The 18,828-nt window shown below is 70.7% G+C and carries 17 protein-coding genes; 6 read left to right on the top strand and 11 right to left on the bottom strand.

Features of this window, described 5'->3' with window-relative positions:
- The first annotated feature begins 195 nt into the window (after positions 1-195).
- Both R0145_RS00340 and R0145_RS00335 read left to right on the top strand, forming a co-directional pair.
- Positions 196-1,824: an ABC-F family ATP-binding cassette domain-containing protein gene (locus tag R0145_RS00340; RefSeq protein ID WP_317838448.1), complete on the top strand. Its 1,629-nt coding sequence runs from the start codon at positions 196-198 to the stop codon at positions 1,822-1,824.
- Positions 1,825-2,088: 264 nt separating this feature from the next.
- Positions 2,089-2,985, top strand: a complete 897-nt coding sequence (locus R0145_RS00335) for a DMT family transporter (protein WP_317838447.1) — start codon at positions 2,089-2,091, stop codon at positions 2,983-2,985.
- Positions 2,986-3,007: 22 nt separating this feature from the next.
- Here the strand turns inward: R0145_RS00335 and R0145_RS00330 are convergent, their stop codons facing one another.
- Positions 3,008-4,054 (bottom strand): glycosyltransferase family 2 protein, encoded by a 1,047-nt coding sequence (locus R0145_RS00330; protein WP_317838446.1) that lies wholly within the window; start codon positions 4,052-4,054, stop codon positions 3,008-3,010.
- Positions 4,055-5,440: a UDP-galactopyranose mutase gene (gene glf, locus R0145_RS00325; RefSeq protein ID WP_317838445.1), complete on the bottom strand. Its 1,386-nt coding sequence runs from the start codon at positions 5,438-5,440 to the stop codon at positions 4,055-4,057. It lies immediately after the preceding gene.
- A gap of 212 nt (positions 5,441-5,652) precedes the next feature.
- Here glf and R0145_RS00320 point away from each other — a divergent pair, with 212 nt between their 5' ends.
- A complete protein-coding gene (locus tag R0145_RS00320) occupies positions 5,653-6,435 on the top strand; it encodes a queuosine precursor transporter (RefSeq protein ID WP_317838444.1) in 783 nt (260 codons plus the stop codon).
- Positions 6,436-6,524: 89 nt separating this feature from the next.
- On the opposite strand, the gene R0145_RS00315 is transcribed toward R0145_RS00320, so the two are convergent.
- The 7 genes from R0145_RS00315 to R0145_RS00285 form a co-directional block, all read right to left on the bottom strand.
- Positions 6,525-7,709: an alpha/beta hydrolase gene (locus R0145_RS00315; protein WP_317838443.1), complete on the bottom strand. Its 1,185-nt coding sequence runs from the start codon at positions 7,707-7,709 to the stop codon at positions 6,525-6,527.
- A 97-nt stretch (positions 7,710-7,806) separates the two neighbouring features.
- Complete coding sequence (locus tag R0145_RS00310; protein WP_317838442.1) at positions 7,807-8,238, bottom strand: GNAT family N-acetyltransferase; 432 nt, start codon at positions 8,236-8,238, stop codon at positions 7,807-7,809.
- 115 nt (positions 8,239-8,353) lie between these two features.
- Complete coding sequence (locus tag R0145_RS00305; protein ID WP_317838441.1) at positions 8,354-9,526, bottom strand: ABC transporter ATP-binding protein; 1,173 nt, start codon at positions 9,524-9,526, stop codon at positions 8,354-8,356.
- Positions 9,527-9,667: 141 nt separating this feature from the next.
- On the bottom strand, positions 9,668-10,954 hold the full coding sequence (locus R0145_RS00300) for an ABC transporter substrate-binding protein (protein ID WP_317838440.1): 1,287 nt from the start codon (positions 10,952-10,954) through the stop codon (positions 9,668-9,670).
- 89 nt (positions 10,955-11,043) lie between these two features.
- Positions 11,044-12,036: an ABC transporter permease subunit gene (locus R0145_RS00295; protein WP_317838439.1), complete on the bottom strand. Its 993-nt coding sequence runs from the start codon at positions 12,034-12,036 to the stop codon at positions 11,044-11,046.
- A 2-nt stretch (positions 12,037-12,038) separates the two neighbouring features.
- The gene (locus R0145_RS00290) at positions 12,039-12,977 is read right to left on the bottom strand and encodes a sugar ABC transporter permease (RefSeq protein ID WP_317838438.1); all 939 of its coding nucleotides are present in this window, start codon (positions 12,975-12,977) and stop codon (positions 12,039-12,041) included.
- A 142-nt stretch (positions 12,978-13,119) separates the two neighbouring features.
- Positions 13,120-13,881: a glycerophosphodiester phosphodiesterase gene (locus R0145_RS00285; protein ID WP_317838437.1), complete on the bottom strand. Its 762-nt coding sequence runs from the start codon at positions 13,879-13,881 to the stop codon at positions 13,120-13,122.
- Between the two features lie 88 nt (positions 13,882-13,969).
- Between R0145_RS00285 and R0145_RS00280 the strand changes: the two genes are divergently transcribed.
- Positions 13,970-14,650, top strand: a complete 681-nt coding sequence (locus R0145_RS00280) for a response regulator transcription factor (protein ID WP_317838436.1) — start codon at positions 13,970-13,972, stop codon at positions 14,648-14,650.
- Here the strand turns inward: R0145_RS00280 and R0145_RS00275 are convergent.
- On the bottom strand, positions 14,620-16,026 hold the full coding sequence (locus tag R0145_RS00275) for a HAMP domain-containing sensor histidine kinase (protein WP_317838435.1): 1,407 nt from the start codon (positions 16,024-16,026) through the stop codon (positions 14,620-14,622). The two genes, R0145_RS00280 and R0145_RS00275, sit on opposite strands and share 31 nt — an antisense overlap.
- Positions 16,027-16,243: 217 nt before the next feature.
- Between R0145_RS00275 and R0145_RS00270 the strand changes: the two genes are divergently transcribed.
- Together R0145_RS00270 and R0145_RS00265 are read left to right on the top strand one after the other, a co-directional pair.
- Positions 16,244-17,524, top strand: a complete 1,281-nt coding sequence (locus R0145_RS00270) for a phosphodiester glycosidase family protein (protein ID WP_317838434.1) — start codon at positions 16,244-16,246, stop codon at positions 17,522-17,524.
- Positions 17,525-17,612: 88 nt separating this feature from the next.
- Positions 17,613-18,074 (top strand): GNAT family N-acetyltransferase, encoded by a 462-nt coding sequence (locus R0145_RS00265; protein WP_317838433.1) that lies wholly within the window; start codon positions 17,613-17,615, stop codon positions 18,072-18,074.
- A gap of 128 nt (positions 18,075-18,202) precedes the next feature.
- On the opposite strand, the gene R0145_RS00260 is transcribed toward R0145_RS00265, so the two are convergent.
- Positions 18,203-18,811, bottom strand: a complete 609-nt coding sequence (locus R0145_RS00260; RefSeq protein WP_317838432.1) for an NUDIX hydrolase — start codon at positions 18,809-18,811, stop codon at positions 18,203-18,205.
- Between the last annotated feature and the right edge of the window lie 17 nt (positions 18,812-18,828).

Below are 18,828 nucleotides of genomic sequence, written 5' to 3'. Positions count from 1 at the left end.
GGCCCTGCCCGGCGGGATTCTCACCACGCCACCAGGATCCTCATGTCACGGCACACCCCCTCATCTTCCGCACCTACGCCCCCGTCGCAGCCGCCTGCGTCGTCGCGACCCTCGACGCGGCGGGACCGGTCAGCGGCGCTGACGCCCTTCGCCGCCTCGTCGCTCTCCGGCGCCGACCACCTGCGGGTCGACGGGGTGTCCCGCGCGTACCCGGACCGCCGGGTGCTCACCGATGTCTCGTTCGTCGTCCCCGCGGGCGGCCGGGCGTGCCTGATCGGAGAGAACGGGTCGGGCAAGTCCACGCTGCTGCGGATCGTCGCCGGCCTCGACCGCCCCGACGCCGGCACGGTCACCGTCCCCGGGACGGTCGGCCTGTTCCACCAACAGCCACCGTTCCCGCTCGGCCTCACCGTGGACCAGGTGCTCGCGGACGCCACGGCACCGCTGCGGGCGCTCGCCCGGCAGGTCGAGACGGCGGGTGAGGCGATGGCCGACGGCGACATGGCGGCATCCGTACGGTTCGAGGAGGCGCTGGCGGCGGCCGAGGCCCGGCAGGCCTGGCAGGCCGACCATCTGGTCGACCGGTTGGTCGACGGGCTCGGCCTCGGCGCGATCCCCCGGGAGCGGCCCGCCGCGGCGATGTCGGGCGGCCAGCTGGCCCGGCTGTCACTGGCCTGGCTGCTGGTCCGCCGGCCCGGCACGCTGCTGCTCGACGAGCCGACCAACCACCTGGACGATGCGGCCGCCGCCCTGCTCGTCGACCTGCTCGCCGGCTGGTCGGGCCCGGTGCTGATCGCCGGCCACGACCGGGCCTTCCTCGACGAGGTGGCCACCCTGCTGGTGGACCTGGATCCCGCGCCGGTGGCGTACGCGGCCGTACGCCACGACCGGGACTCCCCCGGCTCGGGATTCGGCGTGACCCGGTTCAGCGGCAGCTACACCGCCTACCTGCGGGAGCGGGACGCCGCCCGGGAGCGGTGGGAGCGCCAGTACCGCGACGAACAGGCCGAGCTCGACCGACTGCGCCGGCGGGTCCGGGACGACCACACGGTCGGGCACCCCGGCCGCAGGCCGCGCACCGAGGCCCGCGGGGCGAAGAAGTTCTACGCCGACCGCAATGCCGCGGTGGTGTCGCGCCGGGTCAACGACGCCGCCGCCGCGCTGGCCGACCTGGAGGCCACCCAGGTGCGCCGGCCGCCGGCCGAGCTGCGCTTCCGGGGCCTGGCCGGGGAGCCCTCGGCGAGGATGCGGACGCCGGGGCCGGTCCTGGTCGCCACGCAGGTGGCGATCCCGGGCCGGCTGGCCCCCACCTCGGTCACGCTCGACACCGCCGGCCGGCTGCTCGTCACCGGCCCGAACGGCTGCGGCAAGTCGACCCTGCTGGCGATCCTCGCCGGGGAGCTGGCGCCGGCGGGCGGGACCGTCACCCGACTCGGCCGGCTGTCGGTGGGTCTGCTCGGCCAGGACGTGGTGCCGCGGGACGCCGAGCGTACGGTCCGCGACCTCTACCGGGAGACGGTCGGGACCGAGCGGGCGGAGCGTACGCCGCTGGGCCGGTTCGGCCTGATCGCCGGCCGTGACGAGGAGCGCCCCTGGGGCAGCCTCAGCGTCGGCCAGCGCCGTCGGCTCGACCTGGCGATCCTGCTGGCCCAGCCGCCCGACGTGCTGCTGCTGGACGAGCCGACGAACCACTTCTCGCTGCTGCTGGCGACCGAGCTCGAGCGGTCCCTGCCGGACTATCCGGGGGCGGTGGTGGTGGCCAGCCACGACCGGTGGCTCCGCGACACCTGGACCGGCCAGCGGCTGACGCTTGCCAGCGGCTGACCCCCGCCGGCGGCTGACCCGGCCGCCCCAGCCGCGTGTCTGAGAGCCGGCTGAACACGTGCCTGAGAGTCGGCTGAAAGGGCGTCCGGCCGGAGCGAGGGAGGATTGTCGGCGGGCCGGGGGAGGACTGGGGGACAGTCCTGAGCGGCCCCCGGGGACACCCACCCCGGTTCGCGGCAGGGACCCGTCCGGCCCTAGGTTGGGGGGAAACATGGCTGTCACACATCACCGACACAGCCACCGCACTCGGACCGAAGGATCATCGTGGGCCAGAACACCACCCTCGCGATCATCCTGGTCATCGTCGGTTCGTTCTGCTACGCGCTGTCCGCATCGTTCCAGCACCGGGCGATCAAGCGCCAGGTCCACCGCAACGAGGAGAAGCGCCCGCTCGGTTTCCGGGCCTTCCTGGAGACGATCCGGTCGCGCCGCTGGCTGGCGGGGGCGGGACTGCTCGGCGTCTCGGCGATCCTGCAGATCGTCGCGCTGTCGATGGCGCCGGTGAGCGTGGTCCAGCCGGTCGGGTTGCTCGCCTTCCCGTGGTCGATCCTGATCCAGGCGCGACTGCATCGGCAACGGATCCGCCGACGGGTCGGCCTGGCGGTGATCCTGACCGTCGGCAGCACCGCCGCGTTCACTGTCCAGAGCGCGCTGCACGCGGTCCCGCACTCGGACCTGAACGGGGTGCGCGTCGCCGTCGGCGCCCTGGTGGTCTACCTGCTCACGCTGACCTTCGGCCTGCTCGGCGCGCACGGCCCCAAACACTGGCGCTGTCTGCTGTGGTCCTCCGGCGGAGCGATGCTGTACGGCCTGGAGGCCGCCCTGGTGAAGTCGCTGATCGACTTCATCCGCGGGATCGACTGGATGCACTCGCCGCTGCTGTGGACCATCCTGATCGCCCTGGCGATCGGCAGCGCGACCGCCGGCTGGATGATCCAGCAGGGGTTCGCCACCGGCCCCAGCGAGATCGTGGTGGGATCGACGACGATCACCAGCCCGGTGATCGCGGTGACGTACGGCATCGCCGTCCTCGGCGAGGGCCGGCTGCTGGACATCCCGTCGGCCGGGCTGATGTTCCTCTTCGCAGCGCTGGCGGTGACCGGCGTGGTGGTGCTGACCCGCCTGGACAAGTCCTGGGACCAGCGGCCCGTCCTGCAGTGAACGGGCCGCTGTCGCCGGCTTTTCAGTTGAAGTGGAACAGGTTCTGCGCCAGCCGGTAGCCGAACAGCGACAGCCGCCGCCCGTACGGTCCGGCGAGGTTGGTGCCGAGCACCACGGCGTGGCGGCCCAGCCGGGCGCGCAGGTCCGGGTCGACCGAATCGATGTGCTCCCACATCGCCCGGCGCATCGCCAGCCCCTCCTCACCGCCCTTGATCACCGAGAAGATCGAGGACGCCGCGACGATCAGCGCGAGGTAGTTCTCCATGTAGCGGGCCAGCTTGCGGTCGGGGATGCCCTCGGGCAGCTTGTGCGCCTCGACCATGATGGCGGTGATCCGCATCTGCTGGTCCAGCCGGCTGACCATGATCGGCTCGTTGACCGACTGGTCGTCGCGGCCGATGAAGTAGTGGTAGAGGTCGACCGGCAGGTAGTACAGCGTCTTCACCAGCGGCAGCGGCACGTAGACGAAGATGTTGTCGACGTAGAAGGTGTGCTCGGGCAGCTTCAGGCCGGCGTCGCGCAGCACCTGCGTACGGTACGTCGCGGCGTGCATCAGGATGTTCTGGCCCACCCCGAAGAGCCGGGTGTGGTCCCAGGTGATCTGCTTGTTGGTCGGCAGCGGCCCGCGGTAGCGGATCGCCCGCCGGTTGCCGGTGGCGACGTGCTCGTAGACGTAGTTGGTGACCACCAGGTCGGCCGGGTTGGCCGAGGCGACGAATCCGCGCAGCTTGGTCAGCAGCAGTCCCAGGGCGTCCTTGTCGAGCCAGTCGTCGGAGTCGACGACGCGGAAGTAGTGCCCGGTCGCCGCGTCCAGGCCGGCGTTCACCGCACCGCCGTGACCCTTGTTGGGCTGGTGGATGACCTTGATCGTGTCGGGGTGGCGGCGGGCCCACTCGTCGGCCTTCTCCGGCGTGCAGTCCTTCGTCGAGCCGTCGTCGACGATGATGATCTCCACGTCCTTGGCGCCGGTCAGCAGCGACTCGATGCAGTGGTCCATGTAATCCGCCGAGTTGTAACAGGGGATCGCGATGGTGAGCGTGGGACGGTGCAGGCGCTGCAGGGCGGGCATTCAGTTCTCCTTGGACCGGGGTGAGGGTGCCTGGGTGCCGGTCCGCTCGTCGGTGAGCAGCCGGTCGGACAGCTCCAGGGCGTTCGCCACGGTCGCGTCCATGTTGTAGTACCGGTATTCGGCCAGCCGGCCGATTGGGTGGAAGTCCGGGAACTCCTGGGTGAGGGCGACGTACTTGCCGTGCAGCGCAAGGTGCTCGGCGTCCAGGACCGGGTAGTACGGGTCCATCCCGGCATCGGGCTGGTACGGCTTGGAGTACTCGCGGACGATCGTCGTCACCCCCGGCAGCTCCTGGCGGGTGAGGTACTTGAACTCGGTGATCCGGGTGTAGTCCTCCGAGACCGTGTAGTTGATCGTGCCGCGCTGCTGGAACCGGTCCTGCCGGTAGGTCTCGAAGACGAAGTCCAGCGAGCGGTACGGCAGGCTGCCGAAGCGGTTGCCGAACAGCTCGTCCAGCGGGCCGGTGTAGACCACCGTGCCGTCGAAGGTCTGCCCGTCGATCCGGACCACGCCGGGGGTGCCGAGGTCGAGGACCGTACGGGCGTCGACGTCGGTGCGGACGGTGATCCCGGGGTGGTCGAGCATCCGTCCGATCAACGTGGTGTAGCCGTCGGTCGGCAGGCCCTGGTGCGGATCCTGGAAGTAGCGGCAGTCCTCGGAGAGGAACACCGGCACCCGGGCGGTGACCGACGCGTCGATCTTGTCCGGTGTGGTGCCCCACTGCTTGAGCGTGTAGTAGAGGAACACGTTCTGGTAGACGTACTCGGCGACCTCGGCGAGGTCGGGGTCGTCCTCCTCGCGCAGGGCGTTGATGGAGACCTTGGCGCCGTCGCCGAAGCGGGCGACCATCTTGGCGATCAGTTCCTCGCCGCGCTCCGCGCCGAACGCCAGCCGCATCGAGACCTTGTTGAACGGCACCGGCAGGAACGTGTCGTGGACGTTCGCGAGGACCTCGTGGGAGTAGCCGTTCCACGCGGTGAAGCGGGATAGGTAGTCGAAGACCCGCTCGTCGCGGGTGTGGAAGATGTGCGGCCCGTACTTGTGCACCAGGACGCCCGCGTCGTCGACATGGTCGTACGCGTTGCCGCCGATGTGCGGGCGCTGCTCGAGCACCAGGACCCGCCGGCCGCCGCGCTCGGCGAGCTCCCGGGCGATCGTCGTGCCGGCGAACCCGGCGCCGACGACGATGGCGTCATAGCCGGTGACGTCGAGGCCGGGGTTGGGGCCGCCGGCGACGTCGAGGCCGCTGGGGCCGACGTCTGCGGCCGGGAGGCCGTGTTCCTGTGTGTTGGGATGGTGCGCGCCCGCGCCCTGCGCGTCCTCCGCACCGTCGGCCGTACGGCCTCCACCGGTCTCCACCACAGTCCTGCCTTCCTCACCGCTCATCGGGGGCACTGTTCACGGATGCTAGTAGGCGAGGCGGGCGGGGTCCGCATCGGGATGGCATGCCGCGCGTTGATCACATCGGCCCGGCGGCCTGTTCACCCCCGTCGGCCTTGCCACCACAGCGCGGAAGATGTGTTCTCGAACAGAACTTTCACCCGGGGGGTGACACCATCCGGGGGAAGGACGACGACGCCCGACTAGACTGCCGACCCGTGACAACACCGGACCAGCACCCCTCGAAGCCGCCGGCTCCCCGCGCGGCGTACGCGGACCCCGGCTCCCCCCGCTACGCCACGATGCTCGCTATCATGTGCGTGGTCGTCGTCCTGTCCAATATCGGCGGGTCGAAGGGCGTCGTCTTCGGCCCGGTGATCACCGACGGCGGGTTCTTCCTCTTCCCGCTGGCGTACATCCTCGGCGACACGATCACCGAGATCTACGGCGTCCGCGCCGCCCGCCGGGCGATCACCGCCGGGTTCCTGACCAGCATCGGCGCGGTGCTGACGTACGCGATCATCATCGCCCTGCCCGGCTTCACCGACGACTACGGCCTGGCGAAGCAGGCCGCCCTGGAGACCGCCCTGGGCCCGGTGTGGCAGATCGTGCTGGCGAGCATGCTCGGCTTCGTCTGCGGCCAGTCGATGAACTCGTTCATCATGTGGGCGCGGAAGAGACGCCGCCTGGAGCGAGGCCTGATCGGGCGGCTGGCCGGGTCGACCGGCGCCGGGGAACTCGTCGACACCATCGTCTTCTGCTCGGTCGCCGCGACCGCGATCGGCATCACCACGATCGGCCAGTGGGCCAACTACACCTTCTTCGGCTTCGTCTACAAGGTGGCCGTGCAGTACGCGGTGATGCCCCTGACGGCGTACGTCATCCGCCGGATCAAGCGGGCCGAACCGAGCTACCAGGCCGCCCTGGCCGCCGCAGCGGCAGCGGAGCAGCCCACGGGCGAAGCATCCCCGGAGGCCGAGGGATCGGCCGCCCAAGCCTGACCGCCCCGGCTGGCTGCGCACGCCGGGCGTCCCCGGCCTGTCCCGGCAACGTGGCGGATCACTCACCGGGCGGGGACCACCGCTCCGACCTATCCACCCACCCCCGGCTGCCCCACCCGCAACAGCGCCGCCGACAGCCGGTCGACGGCGAGCAACCCGCCGATCGCCGGCGCCAGGTGGCGGGTGACCCCACGGCGACGCAGCCCGAGCAGCGAGACCGGCGCACCGGTGAGTACAGCGCGGATCGCCGCCAGCAATGCCTCGGGGTGGGAGTCCAGCACACTGTGGCCGATGCCCGGCACCCGGACGTAGCGGACCCGGCGGGCCAGGGCGGCGGTGCGTTTCGCGATGCCGGCGGGTGTGGTCAGATCCCGTTCCCCGGCCAGCACCACCACCGGCCAGTCGAACAGCGGCAGCGATGCCGGCAGGTCGAACGGCTCCCGTTCGAACGCCGGGAACCGCCCGACCAGCCCGGTCGCCAGGTATGCCGGGTCGAAGATCCGCCCGTCCGGCGCCGGCGCGTATTGCAGTTCCCGGGTGGCCAGGGTGCCGACCAGCGCGAACTCCATCACGTACGGCACCGACCGTGCGGTCCCCGGCGCCTGGGCCGCCCGGAACGTACGGTCCACCAGACCGGTCGACTGCCGGCCACGCTGCTCCAGGTAACGCTCCAGCCGACCCGGCCCGCCGACCTCGTAGAGGACCGCCGCGGCGGCGCCCAACGGCAGCGGGTCGGCGCCCTCCTGCTCCACCAGCCGACGGATCCGGCGGGCCGCGGCAGCGGTGGCACCCCGCTCCCCCTCCCACAGCAGCCGACGCGCATGCGCCCGCACCTCGTGGTGGTCCTCCGCGGAGAGCAGTGTCGAGTCCAGCACCATCGCCTGCACCCGGGCTGGATGGCGGACCCCGAAGCCCTGCGCCAGGTAGCTGCCGTACGAACTGCCGACGATCACCGCCCGGTCGACGTGTTCGGCGTCCAGCACCGCCGCGATGTCGTCGACCGCCGCGGTCACCGTCATCGCCGAGGACGGCAGGTCCGCCCCGGTCAGGTCACGGCGGGAATAGCCGACACCGCGGTGTTCGACCATGATGATGTCCAGGTCCGGCGCGGATCGCCGCAGGCTCCCGTACACCCGGACCGACCCCAGCCCCGGGCCGCCGGGGATGATCACCACCGGCGCACTGGCGCCCCGGTGGACCCGGACGTAGGCGAGGTCGAACTCCGGCGAGTCCGCACTCGCCGGTCGCCGCACCGTACGGATCTCGCGGGCCATGCCACCAGCGTACGTACGACGACGAGCCCCCTGGCGCGGAGCCGTCGCCCCGGCCCGTCAGCGAACGAAGCCGGTCACCCGGCGCCCATCCGGACGACTACTCGTCGTCCTCCAGCCGCTCGGCGAAATGGAAGGAGACGATGTCCAGCCGCTCCCGCAGGTAGAACCGGTGCGCCGCATGCCGCTGCACCCCGGAGTCCAGGTCGAGCACCGCGCAGTGGTGCCGCCGGGCGAGATCCTCGGCATGGGCGAGCAGGGCAGCCCCGATCCCCTGCGACCGGGCCGAACCGTCGGTGACCAGATCGTCGATGTAGAGCTTGCGACCGGCCGAGGTGTTGGCGATCACCCGCCAGCCGCACACCCCCAGGCAGGCGTCCTCCTCGAAGGCCGCGAAGAACGACGGCCGCTGCGCGTCGGAGCCGAGCACCGCCGCCAGGTCGGCCGCGCCCAGATGCGTCCGCAGCTGCTGCAGCACCGGCAGCGCCTGAGCCCAGCGCGGATCGCCTGCCGCCAGATTCACAATCTCCATCCCGCTGCCTCCTCGTCGTGTCCGCCCGGCCACGACCGACTGTAGCGGCGGAGCCCCACTCCTGGATCGACGGGCGTAGTCACCCCGAGATCCAGGACTGGGACCTCAGCACCGCTCAGAGGTACTCGAGGTTGATCTCGCTGTCCGGGTGGAAGAACTTGCACTCCCCCGCCCGCGGCCGGACGTGGATGCGTTCCCCGGCCGACAGGCGCTGGTACTTGTCGGCGCGGACGGTGATCCGGCCGCCGCGCACCGCCAATGGGGCCGCCGCCTCGGGCACCGGGGTGCAGTGGGCGAAGGACTCCGCCCCGAGCTCCTCGACCAGATCGACGGCGAGCGGGACCGACGCCGGGTCCTCGGCGGAGACGATCTCCCAAGCCTCCGGGCGGATCCCGACGATCACCCGATCCGCGCCACCGCCGTTCCCGGACCCCGCGCCACTGCCGTTCCCGGACCCCGCACCGGTGACCTTCGCGGCCAGCGCCGGCGCCATCCCGAGGTCCATCCGGTCCCGTCCGCCGAGCACGGCGCGGCCGTCGACGACCGGGACGCCCTCCAGCAGGCTGATCGCCGGGGATCCGATGAATCCGGCCACGAAGGTGTTGTACGGCGCCTCGTAGAGGGTGGTCGGCCGCTCCACCTGCTGCAGCACCCCGGTGTCGAGGACACAGACCCGGTCACCCATCGTCATCGCCTCGGTCTGGTCGTGGGTGACGTAGACCGTGGTCACGCCGAGCCGGCGCTGCAGCGCGGCGATCTCAGAGCGGGTCGACACCCGCAGCTTGGCATCGAGGTTGGACAGCGGCTCGTCCATGCAGAAGACCTTCGGGTCGCGGACGATCGCCCGGCCCATCGCGACGCGCTGGCGCTGACCGCCCGACATCCGGCCGGGCTTGCGGTCCAGCAGGTCCTCCAGCTGCAGCATCTTCGCGGCGGCGTCGACCTTGGCGGTGATCTCGGCCCGCGGCATCTTCGCGTTCTCCAGGGCGAAGGCCATGTTCTGCCGGGCGGTCATGTTCGGGTAGAGCGCGTAGCTCTGGAAGACCATGGCGCAGTCGCGGTCGCGCGGCCGCATCGTCGTCACGTCCTTGCCGTCGATCAGGATGCTGCCGGCGTCGACCGGCTCCAGCCCCGCGAGCATCCGCAGCGTGGTGGATTTGCCGCAGCCCGAGGGCCCGACCAGGACGAGGAACTCCCCGTCCTCGATGGACAGGTCGAGCCGGTTCACCGCCGGTCGCTGCGCGGGGTCGAAGATGCGGGTAGCCGCGACAAACTCGACGGTGGCCATAGGGTCCTCCTGGGACGTGGACGGGGAGGTGGACGTGGACGGGGAGGTGGACGTGGACGGGGCAGTGAGGTGAGGTGAGCGTGGCGTACGGGTCGGCCCCTTCGGCCGGCCGAGCGGGGCCGGCCGAAGGGGCCGAGCGGGTCAGATCAGCGGCTTGATGTCGCGGTCGACGACCTTCTGGGTGTCGTCCTGCAGCTGCTGGAAGACCGTCTTCACGTCCTCCTTGCCGGTGGTGATCCGGTCGAGGGCGGCACCGATCCGGGTGCCGCCACCGGGGACGAAGACGCGGGCGGCGTCCTGCGACTTGGTGTTCTCGTTCACCTGGCGGATGGCGGTCATCGCGTTCGGGTTCTGAGCCAGGAACTGCTTCTCCGCGGCGTCGTCGAGGGCGTCCTTGCGGACCGGCATGTAGCCGGTGGCCTGGGTGAACTTCACCGTGTTGGCGGTGTTGGTGAGGAAGTCGACGAACTTCACCGCGTTCAGCTTGCGCTCGTCGCTGATCCCCGCCGGGATCCCGAGGCCGGCACCACCGGTCGCCGCGCCGGGCTTCGGGCCGGGCAGGTAGGCGGTGAAGAACGGCGACTTGGCGGACTTGGTCAGGCCGGTCAGCGAGCCGGTCGACTCCAGCAGGCCCGCGGCGCCACCGGTGGCGAACTGGTTCACCGCGTCGTTGGAGATGGCGATGTTGCCCGCCTTGACCTGGTCCTGCAGGAACTGGCCGGCGGCGATCGTCTCGGCGGAGGTGAAGGTGGGGGTCCAGTCCTTCGAGTAGGAACCACCGAAGGTCCACACCATGCCCTGGAAGTACCAGTCAAGGTAGTTCTTGCCGTCCGGGATCACCAGCGCCGGCTTGCCGCCGTTGGCCTCCTTGAGCTTCGGGGCCCACTCGGCGAACTGCGCCCAGGTGGTCGGACCGGAGCTGCCCAGGCCGGCCTTCTGCATCAGCTCGGTGTTCAGGTAGACCAGGTTGGTGGAGCGGGCGTACGGCATGCCGTAGTGCTTGCCGTTGTAGGCGTAGTCCTCGCGGAGGGTGTCCACGTAGGTGTCGGCCTTCACACCGGCCTTGGTCCACAGGTCGTCCAGCGGAGTGGTGGCCTTGTTGAGGGCGAAGTTGAACCAGGTGACGTCGGAGGCGACGATCACGTCGGGCAGCTGGCCGCCGGCGAGGGCGGCGTTGAACTTCTGCCCCAGCTCCTCGTAGTTGGCGCCGCCGTCGACGAGCTTGGCCGGGGTCTTCGGGTTGGCGGCGTTCCAGGCGTCGATGATCTGCTGCTCGACGGCCTGCGACTTGCCCGGGTGGTTGGACCAGAACTGGATCGTGCCGTCGCCCTTCTGACCGGCGGAGGCCCCGGTGCCGCAGGCGGCGAGGGCACCCACCGACGCGACGGCGCCGGAGATGGCGAGGAAATTACGACGGGACAGGGACATGCTCGTTCCATTCCTTCGGTTGGGGCCGCACGCGGGCGCGTACGGAGCTCGGGGGTGTCGCGGGGATCAGGGGCGTACGGATACCGGGCTCAGCCCTTCACCGCGCCGGCGGTGAGGCCCTTGATCATCTGCTTCTGGAGGATGAGGAAGACGATCAGGATCGGCAGCGAGGCGAGCACCGTGCCGGACATCACCGGCCCCCAGTTCGTCAAGCCCTCGTTGTTCTGCAGGAACGTCAGGCCGACCGGCAGCGGCGCCACCTCGGCGCCGTCCGACATCAGGAACGGCCACAGGTACTCGTTCCACTCGTTGACGATCGTGATCAGCGTGAAGGCGACCACGGTCGGCCACGACATCGGCAGGATCACCCGGAACAGTGTCCGGCCGAACCCGGCACCGTCCATCAGCGCCGCCTCACGGATCTCCCGCGGCAGCGAGAGGAAGTGGTTGCGCATCAGGAAGGTGCCGAACGCCACCCCGGCCAGCGGCAGGATGATGCCCTGGAAGGTGTTCCGCCAGCCCAGGCTGGCGACCAGCGCGTAGTTCGAGATGACGGTGATCTGGTTGGGCACCATCAGCGAGGCGATCACCAGGATGAAGATCACGTTGCGCCCGGGGAAGCGCAGGTAGGCCAGGGCGTACGCGGTGAGCACCCCGAGGGTGACCTTCACCACCACCAGGATCCCGGTGATGATCATCGAGTTGCGCAGGTAGGACAGGAAGGCCACCTCCTGCTGCACGTACAGGTAGTTCTCCGGGGCGAGCGGGTTCGGCCACCAGGTGATCGGGTCGGAGTAGATGTCCGGGCGGGTCTTCAGCGAGGTGATCACGATGAAGTAGAGCGGGACCATGATCACCGCGACGGTGACCAGGATGCCGAGGTAGCCGAGCATCTTGCCGGTCGTCCCGCGTTCGCCGGGCTTCGGGGTGGTCCGTCGCCGGGTACGCGCCGCGGCCTGGGGCCCGGTCGTCCCGGCCCCGGCCGGTCCGCTCGCCCCGGTGGCGCCGGCCCGGCCGTCCGACCCGATGAGCTCGAACGGTTCGGTGGTCTCGGTCCCGTCGGTCCTGTTGGTGATCGACATGGTCAGTCCTGCCTGTCCTGGAGTCGCACCTGGACGAGCGTGATCGCGAGGACGACCAGGAACATGATGGTGGCGACCGCGGCGCCGTAGCCCGCGCGGGAGTTGACGAAGGTCTCCTGGTACACCTGGTAGACCATCGTCGTGGTGCCGGTGCCCAGTGGGCCGCCCCGGGTCATCACGTTGATGATGTCGAAGACCTGCAGCGAGTTGAGCAGCACGGTGACCGACAGGAAGAAGGTGGTCGGCCGCAGCTGCGGCAGGACCACCCGGAAGAACGTCCGGACCGCCGAGGTGCCGTCGATCTCGGCGGCCTCGTCCAGCTCGGCCCGGCGGCCCTGGAGGGCGGCCAGGTAGATGACGAAGACGTAGCCGACGTTCTTCCAGATGTAGGTCACCGTCACCATGAACAGGGCCCAGCCGGGCACCTGGTAGAAGTTCGGTGAGGCGATGCCGATCCGTTCCAGCAGGTCCTTGATCAGACCGAAGGTGGGATCGAAGACGAACTGGAAGGCGACACCGATTGCCGCCCCGGAGATCACGAACGGGGCGAAGACCATCGACCGTACGGCGCCGCGGCCGAAGAGCTTCTGGTCGAGCAGCAGCGCCAGGGCCAGCCCGAGCACCATCGACCCGAGCACCGCGGCGACGGTGAAGATCAGCGTGTTCAGCACCACCGTGCCGGTGTCCCGGGCGGTGAACCACTCCAGGTAGTTGGCGAATCCGATGAACGTCCGGCGGGGCGAGGAGATGTTCCAGTGGTAGAACGACAGCCGGATGTTGTCCAGCAGCGGCCGGTAGGTGAACAGCGCCAGCAGGATCAGGTTGGGCAGCACCAGCGCCGCGGCCAGCCCGACCTCGCGCCAGGCGTACGGCCGGCGCCTGGGGACCACCACCTCGGACAGATCGCCGCTCGTCCGCGGCGAGAGCATCGTCGGACTCACGGGCCCTAAGGCTGCTCCAGGGTGGTGAATGCTGTGGAGTTCCGATGTGACGCCGAGGTGTACGTCGTACGAACGGCTGGGCTGCCACTCCTCGCGGGACGCTCTGACCTGCGACGTACGGGCCGGAAGCGGCCGCCCGAGCTCAGCCGGCGACGAGCTGCAGCGCCAGGTCCGGGCGGTCGGAGGTGATCGCGTCGACGCCGAGGTCGAGACAGAAGGCGATGTCGGCCGGGTCGTTCACCGTCCAGACGTGCACCTCGAGACCCGCCTCGTGGGCGCGGCGGACGAGCTCCGGCCGCCGGCGCACCATGCCGAGCCAGGGGCTGATCGCCGGCGCCTCGACGCCGTCGAGAATCTCCGCCGGGAACTGGAGCTGGGACCGCGGGACGTCCGGCAGCAGTCCGGCGAAGACGTGGACCGCCTCGGGGTCGAAGCTGATCATCCGCACCGGCGCATCGGCGCCCACCCAGCCGCGCTCCTGCAGCAGGCCGGCGAGGGCCCGCTCGACATCGGTGCCGCAGGGGTTCGGGTGCTTGGTCTCCACCACCGCGAAGACATCGACGCCCCGGCCGCGGGCCTCGGCCACCAGGTCGAACAACTCGGGAACGGTGATCAGTTCCCGCTGGTCGGCGGTCGCCTCCGGGCCGACCAGCCAGGACCCGACGTCGACCGCCTTGAGCTGGGCGACGGTCAGGTCGCGGGCCTCCACCGGCAGCCCGCCGGTGCGGGCCAGGTCGAGATCGTGCAGGCAAATGAGCTGGTCGTCGGCACTGAAGTGGGTGTCGCATTCCAGCCCCAGCCGGCGCCCGGTGCGGGCGGCCAGGTCGATCGCGGCGACGTACGCGGCGCGGCTCTGTTCGGGTTGACGGGCGGACCAGCCGCGGTGGGCGATGACGAGGGTCACGGCTGCACAGTAGCCGTCGCGGGATCGCCGGGTCACAGCAGGGTCACCGCGGACGGTGCGCCCTTGCCGCAGGGACCACAATGGTGACATGCGTGTGCTGATGGTCGAGGATGATCCCTCCCTCTCGAAGCTCGTCTCCGACGGGCTGCGGAGCGAGGGATTCATGGTCGACGTGGTCGCCAACGGCCGCGAGGGCCTGTGGATGGCACTCGAGGGCAGCTACGACGTGGCCGTGATCGACATCATGTTGCCGGCGCTGAACGGCTACGACATCGTCAAGGGGATGCGCGCCCACCAGGACTGGACCCCGGTGCTGATGCTCACCGCCAAGGACGGGCCGTACGACCAGGTGGACGCCTTCGACCTCGGTGCCGACGACTACCTCACCAAACCGTTCGACTTCGTCGTGCTGGTGGCCCGGCTGCGGGCGCTGATCCGGCGCGGCGCCCCGGAGCGGCCGACCGTCCTGTCGGTCGGTGACCTGATCCTGGACCCGGGCAGTCACCGGGTGTGGCGGGCGGACGAGGAGATCGAGCTGACCGCCAAGGAGTTCTCCCTGCTGGAGTTCCTGATGCGGCGCCGCGACCAGGTGGTGACCAAGTCGCAGATCCTCGACGGGGTGTGGGATCCGGCGTTCGCCGGGGACACCAACATCATCCAGGTCTACGTCAGCTACCTGCGCCGCAAGATCGACGAGCCGTACGGACGGCACTCGATCGAGACCGTCCGTGGCGTCGGCTACCGCTTGGTCGACAGTCCGGCCGCCTGACGGGGCTCCGGGGAGTCCAGCGGCAGCCGTACGGTGAACCGGGCGCCACCCAGCGCCGAGGAGTCCACCGTGACCGTCCCGCCGTGGTTCGTGACGAGTTCGCGGACGATGGCCAGGCCGAGGCCGCTGCCTCCCTCGTCCCGGGTCCGGGCGGCGTCCAACCGGACGAACCGTTCGAAGACCCGGTCCCGCTCCTCCGGCGGGATCCCCGGTCCGTCGTCCTCCACCCTGAGCACCGCCGAGTCGTCCTCGGTCTCCACCGACAGCACCACCCGGGAGGAGGCGGCGCGCACCGCATTGTCGGCCAGGTTGCGCAGCACCCGGATGAGCTGCAGCCGGTCGCCGCGGATCCGGGCCGGTTCCACCTCGAAGAGCACCTCCACCCGCCCCGGGCTGCGGGGCCGGCGGGCCTCTTCCACCACAAGATCGTCGAGGTCGACGTCGCGCCACCGCCCGGTGGTCACCATCCCCGCGTCGCCGCGGGCAAGGGTGAGCAGGTCGTCGACGAGACGTTCCATCCGCCGGGTCTCGGTGGACATCACCGGAGCAAGGTCCTGCCAGCGGCGACCGGTCGGGTCACCGGTGCCCATGTCCAGAGCGGTGTGCAGACTGGCCAGCGGTGAGCGCAGCTCGTGGCTGGCGTCGGCGACGAACTGGTTCTGCTGCTGGCGGCCGAGCTCGAGACGGCCGAGCATGGCGTTCATCGTCAGGGCGAGTCGGCCGATCTCGTCGTCGACGCTGGGGATCGGCACCCGGGCTTCGAGGTGGCGCGAGGAGATGGACTCCACCGTCGTCCGGATCGCCTCCACCGGGCGCAGCGAACGACTGACCAGCCACCACGCCACCACACCGGCGGCGAGGACGATCAGCGGGGTGCCGACCAGCAGCAACTTCAGCACGGTGTGGACCGCCTCGTACTGCGAGTCCTGGGAGACCCCGACGACCGCGGTGCCGAGCTTGCCGTCGTACGCCACCCCGGTGGAGGCGACGACGAGACCGGGGTCCTCGATCGGCTGCGGCAGCGGCGTCGCCCCCTCCAGGACGACCTGCCCCACCCCGGGATGTTCGGTGGTCAGCGCGGTGGTCCCGCTGGTGGAGTAGACGACCGAGCCGTCGGAGCCGAGGAGTTGCACGGTCGTGCCGACCGCCACCTCGGCGCCGGTCTCACCCGTCAGCCCGTCGACACCCTCCCGGCCGACCAGGTCGGCGGCCACGCTCAGCTGGCTGGTCGCCTCCCGGGTGACCGAGGCCATCAGCGCCGTGTAGAGGGCCAGGCTGACGATGCAGGTGCCGACGACCAGGGCAATGCCGACGACCGCCATGGTCGCGGCCGCGAGCTTGGCCCGCATGCCGATCCCCGGGACGCCACGTATCATCTGCCCTCCTGTGCCTGCCCACGACCGGCGGTGCCACCTGTGCCGTCCCGCGTCCGCGGGTACCACTTCACCGCTGTGCGGCCAGCGTAGGTTCCGCGATGGCACATACGGCCACGTTCTCATCCTCTTCTCACCGCTGCGAGGCACGGTGGGACAGAACCGCCGGCCGGGTTCGGGGTGACGACGCCCGGTCCGTCGCACCCCGGAAGGACCCCTCGTGTCAGATCGCCCCACCGACCATCTCTCCTCGCAGCCGCGGCGCGCGGTCGTGGTCCCGCCCCGGACCGATGCGCCGCGGCGGGCGCTCGCCCCCTCCGGCGGGATCCCCGCCGGCGGGCCGGCACGCACCGGGCGGCCCGGGGACGCCGGGCGGCCGGGCAGGCCGACGGGCCGTACGCTCCGGCGGCGGCGCTGGCTAGCGATCCCCGCCGCGCTGCTCGCCGCCCTGGTGCTGTGGACCTCGGTGTCCCTCGGGTCGGCCCTCGCTGCCCCGGGCACCGACACCACCGCCGCCCGGGTCGCGGAGTGGGCCCGGGACCACTATCTGGGCGGTGTCGTCACCGCCCTGGAGCAGGCGCAGTACCAGCTCAACCCACCGAAGTCCGGCGGCGCCCCCGACGCGTCGGCCCTCGACGCCGGCGGCAGCGCCGCCGGCACCGGCACCGTCCGCACCAAGACCGCCCGTCCCGCGACCATCCCGTCGCAGGCCGGGCCGGCGCTGGCCGGCGAGGGTGAGTGGCGGCCGCTCTACTCCGCCAAGGGAGACACCGCGGCGATGGTCGCCTCGCTGCGGCCGGACGCGGTGCACACCTCCTACGTCGTCCATGTGGTGTGGCTGGACCCGAAGCTCAACTCCTTCGTGCTGCACCCGGGGACCAAGGAGCCGGGCCCGGTCGCCGGGCAGCCCAGCCAGCTCACCGGCCAGCCGGCGGACACCGTCCTGGCCAGCTTCAACAGCGGTTTCAAGATGACCGATGCGCGCGGCGGCTACTGGCAGGCCGGGCACACCGTCGTCCCGCTGCAGACCGGAGCGGCGTCGATGGTGCTGGGCACCAACGGGTCGTTGCGGGTGATGACCTGGGGCGGCGGGGACCCCGGGGAGGGGGTCGCGGCGGTGCGGCAGAACCTGATCCCGCTGGTGCACAGCGGGAAGGTGGCCCCGGAGGTCTCCGATCCGAGCGCCGCGGTCTGGGGCAAGACGGTGGGCAACGCCGCCGCCGTGTGGCGCAGCGGCATCGGCACCCGCTCCGACGGGTCGACGGTGGTGGTGCTCGGCCCGTCCCTGACGGTCGGCGCGCTGGCCCAGGTCCTGCACGACGCGGGCGCGGTGGAGGCGATGCAGCTCGACATCAACAAGGACTGGACCAGTTTCATCACCTACACCCACGATGGCTCGGGGACCGTCCCGCAGAAGCTCAGCGCCGACGAGGTCGCCGCGGCGGATCGCTACCTGCAGCCGTCCAGCCGGGATTTCGTCGCGGTGATGCCGCACGCGTAGCCCGTACGCAACCGACGCTCAGGTTCCACACAGGCAACTGGGCCTCACAGAGTTGGACCCGGGCATTTCCGGTGTCATCATCATCTTCATGGCAATCACCCTGCCCTTGACCGTCAGGCACACGACGGAGGGCGACATCGAGGCGATCCTTCGCCTGGAGAAGTCTACGGACACGGCCGAATGGCTCGGTCCGACAGGCCGCGACTACCACGAGGCAGCCCTGGCCGATCCCGACCAGGAGCACTTCCTGTTGTTCGACGGCGATGACCTGGCCGGCTATGCCGTGCTGGCCGGCATCCTCGACGGTGGAGACATCGAGCTCCGCCGCATGGTGATCGACCCGGCCCACCGTGGCCGCGGCCTCGGTCACCGGTTCATCCGCTACATCGTCGACTACGCGCGGGACACGTACGCCTGTCGCGGCATGTGGCTGGACATGAAGTGTCACAACGACCGGGCCCGCAAGCTGTACGCGAGCGAGGGCTTCACCTCCTTCGTGCCGGCCCGCGACGGAAAGCTCGGTCGCTCCTACATGCGTCGCAAGTTCTGATCCCCGGACCGCCCTGACGGCCCCGTCCCCCACAACCCGGACTCCGACACCGCGATCATCGCTACCATGGCGGACATCGCCCGGTCCCGCGGGGTGTCGATGGCCCGGGTCGCCCTCCTGTCACCCGCTCAGCTGATCCCGCCGACCGGCCGCCCGTTCTCCAGATAGACACAGCGTCGGGCGGCGAGCCCGCGGCGGACCCGACGTCGTACGGGCTTGCGCAGCAGGGTCAGCGCCTCGTCGATCGGGACGAACCGATAGGCCTCGATCTCCACCCGGTCGATCACGATGTCGGCCACCCGCTCGGGCGACAGCGCGCCACAGTGGAAGAGGAACCGCAGGCCGAGCTTGCGTCCCTCCCGGGCCGGGCGGGTGTCGACACAGACGAGGCGTGCCCCGTCGACGACCAGTCCGGTCTCCTCGAACACCTCGCGGCGGCAGGCCTCCCATGGCGTCTCGCCGCTGGCCTCCATGATCCCGCCCGGGATCGTCCATCCGGACTTGTAGGTCGGTTTGAGCACCAGCAGCCGGCCCCGGTCGTCGAGCAGGATGGCGCCCGCGGAGACCGGGATCTCCTGCGGGACAAACCCCGCGAAGGGCTGCGCCGCCGACACCCCGGGCGGGGCGGTAACGCCCGGCGTCCCTGGCACGGTCATGCTCTCCGGCGTCGTCGGCACGGTCGCCCGCGGCTCGGGGTCCGGCCCGGGGTCCTCATCCGAGTGATCCGTTGTGGTCATGGATCCAGCATGGGGCC

Source organism: Raineyella sp. W15-4 (genome assembly GCF_033170155.1).
GTDB lineage: Bacteria > Actinomycetota > Actinomycetes > Propionibacteriales > Propionibacteriaceae > Raineyella.
Note: the sequence above shows the minus strand (reverse complement) of the source record. Positions and strands in the feature narration are given on the sequence as shown.

What these genes read in the sequence shown, in the direction of transcription:
- R0145_RS00305 (WP_317838441.1), bottom strand. Translation starts at nt 9,526, where the DNA reads ATGGCCACCGTCGAGTTTGTCGCGGCTACCCGCATCTTCGACCCCGCG.
- R0145_RS00260 (WP_317838432.1), bottom strand. Translation starts at nt 18,811, where the DNA reads ATGACCACAACGGATCACTCGGATGAGGACCCCGGGCCGGACCCCGAG.
- R0145_RS00280 (WP_317838436.1), top strand. Translation starts at nt 13,970, where the DNA reads ATGCGTGTGCTGATGGTCGAGGATGATCCCTCCCTCTCGAAGCTCGTC.
- R0145_RS00275 (WP_317838435.1), bottom strand. Translation starts at nt 16,026, where the DNA reads ATGATACGTGGCGTCCCGGGGATCGGCATGCGGGCCAAGCTCGCGGCC.
- R0145_RS00265 (WP_317838433.1), top strand. Translation starts at nt 17,613, where the DNA reads ATGGCAATCACCCTGCCCTTGACCGTCAGGCACACGACGGAGGGCGAC.
- R0145_RS00315 (WP_317838443.1), bottom strand. Translation starts at nt 7,709, where the DNA reads ATGGCCCGCGAGATCCGTACGGTGCGGCGACCGGCGAGTGCGGACTCG.
- R0145_RS00295 (WP_317838439.1), bottom strand. Translation starts at nt 12,036, where the DNA reads ATGTCGATCACCAACAGGACCGACGGGACCGAGACCACCGAACCGTTC.
- R0145_RS00310 (WP_317838442.1), bottom strand. Translation starts at nt 8,238, where the DNA reads ATGGAGATTGTGAATCTGGCGGCAGGCGATCCGCGCTGGGCTCAGGCG.
- R0145_RS00330 (WP_317838446.1), bottom strand. Translation starts at nt 4,054, where the DNA reads ATGCCCGCCCTGCAGCGCCTGCACCGTCCCACGCTCACCATCGCGATC.
- R0145_RS00300 (WP_317838440.1), bottom strand. Translation starts at nt 10,954, where the DNA reads ATGTCCCTGTCCCGTCGTAATTTCCTCGCCATCTCCGGCGCCGTCGCG.
- glf (WP_317838445.1), bottom strand. Translation starts at nt 5,440, where the DNA reads ATGAGCGGTGAGGAAGGCAGGACTGTGGTGGAGACCGGTGGAGGCCGT.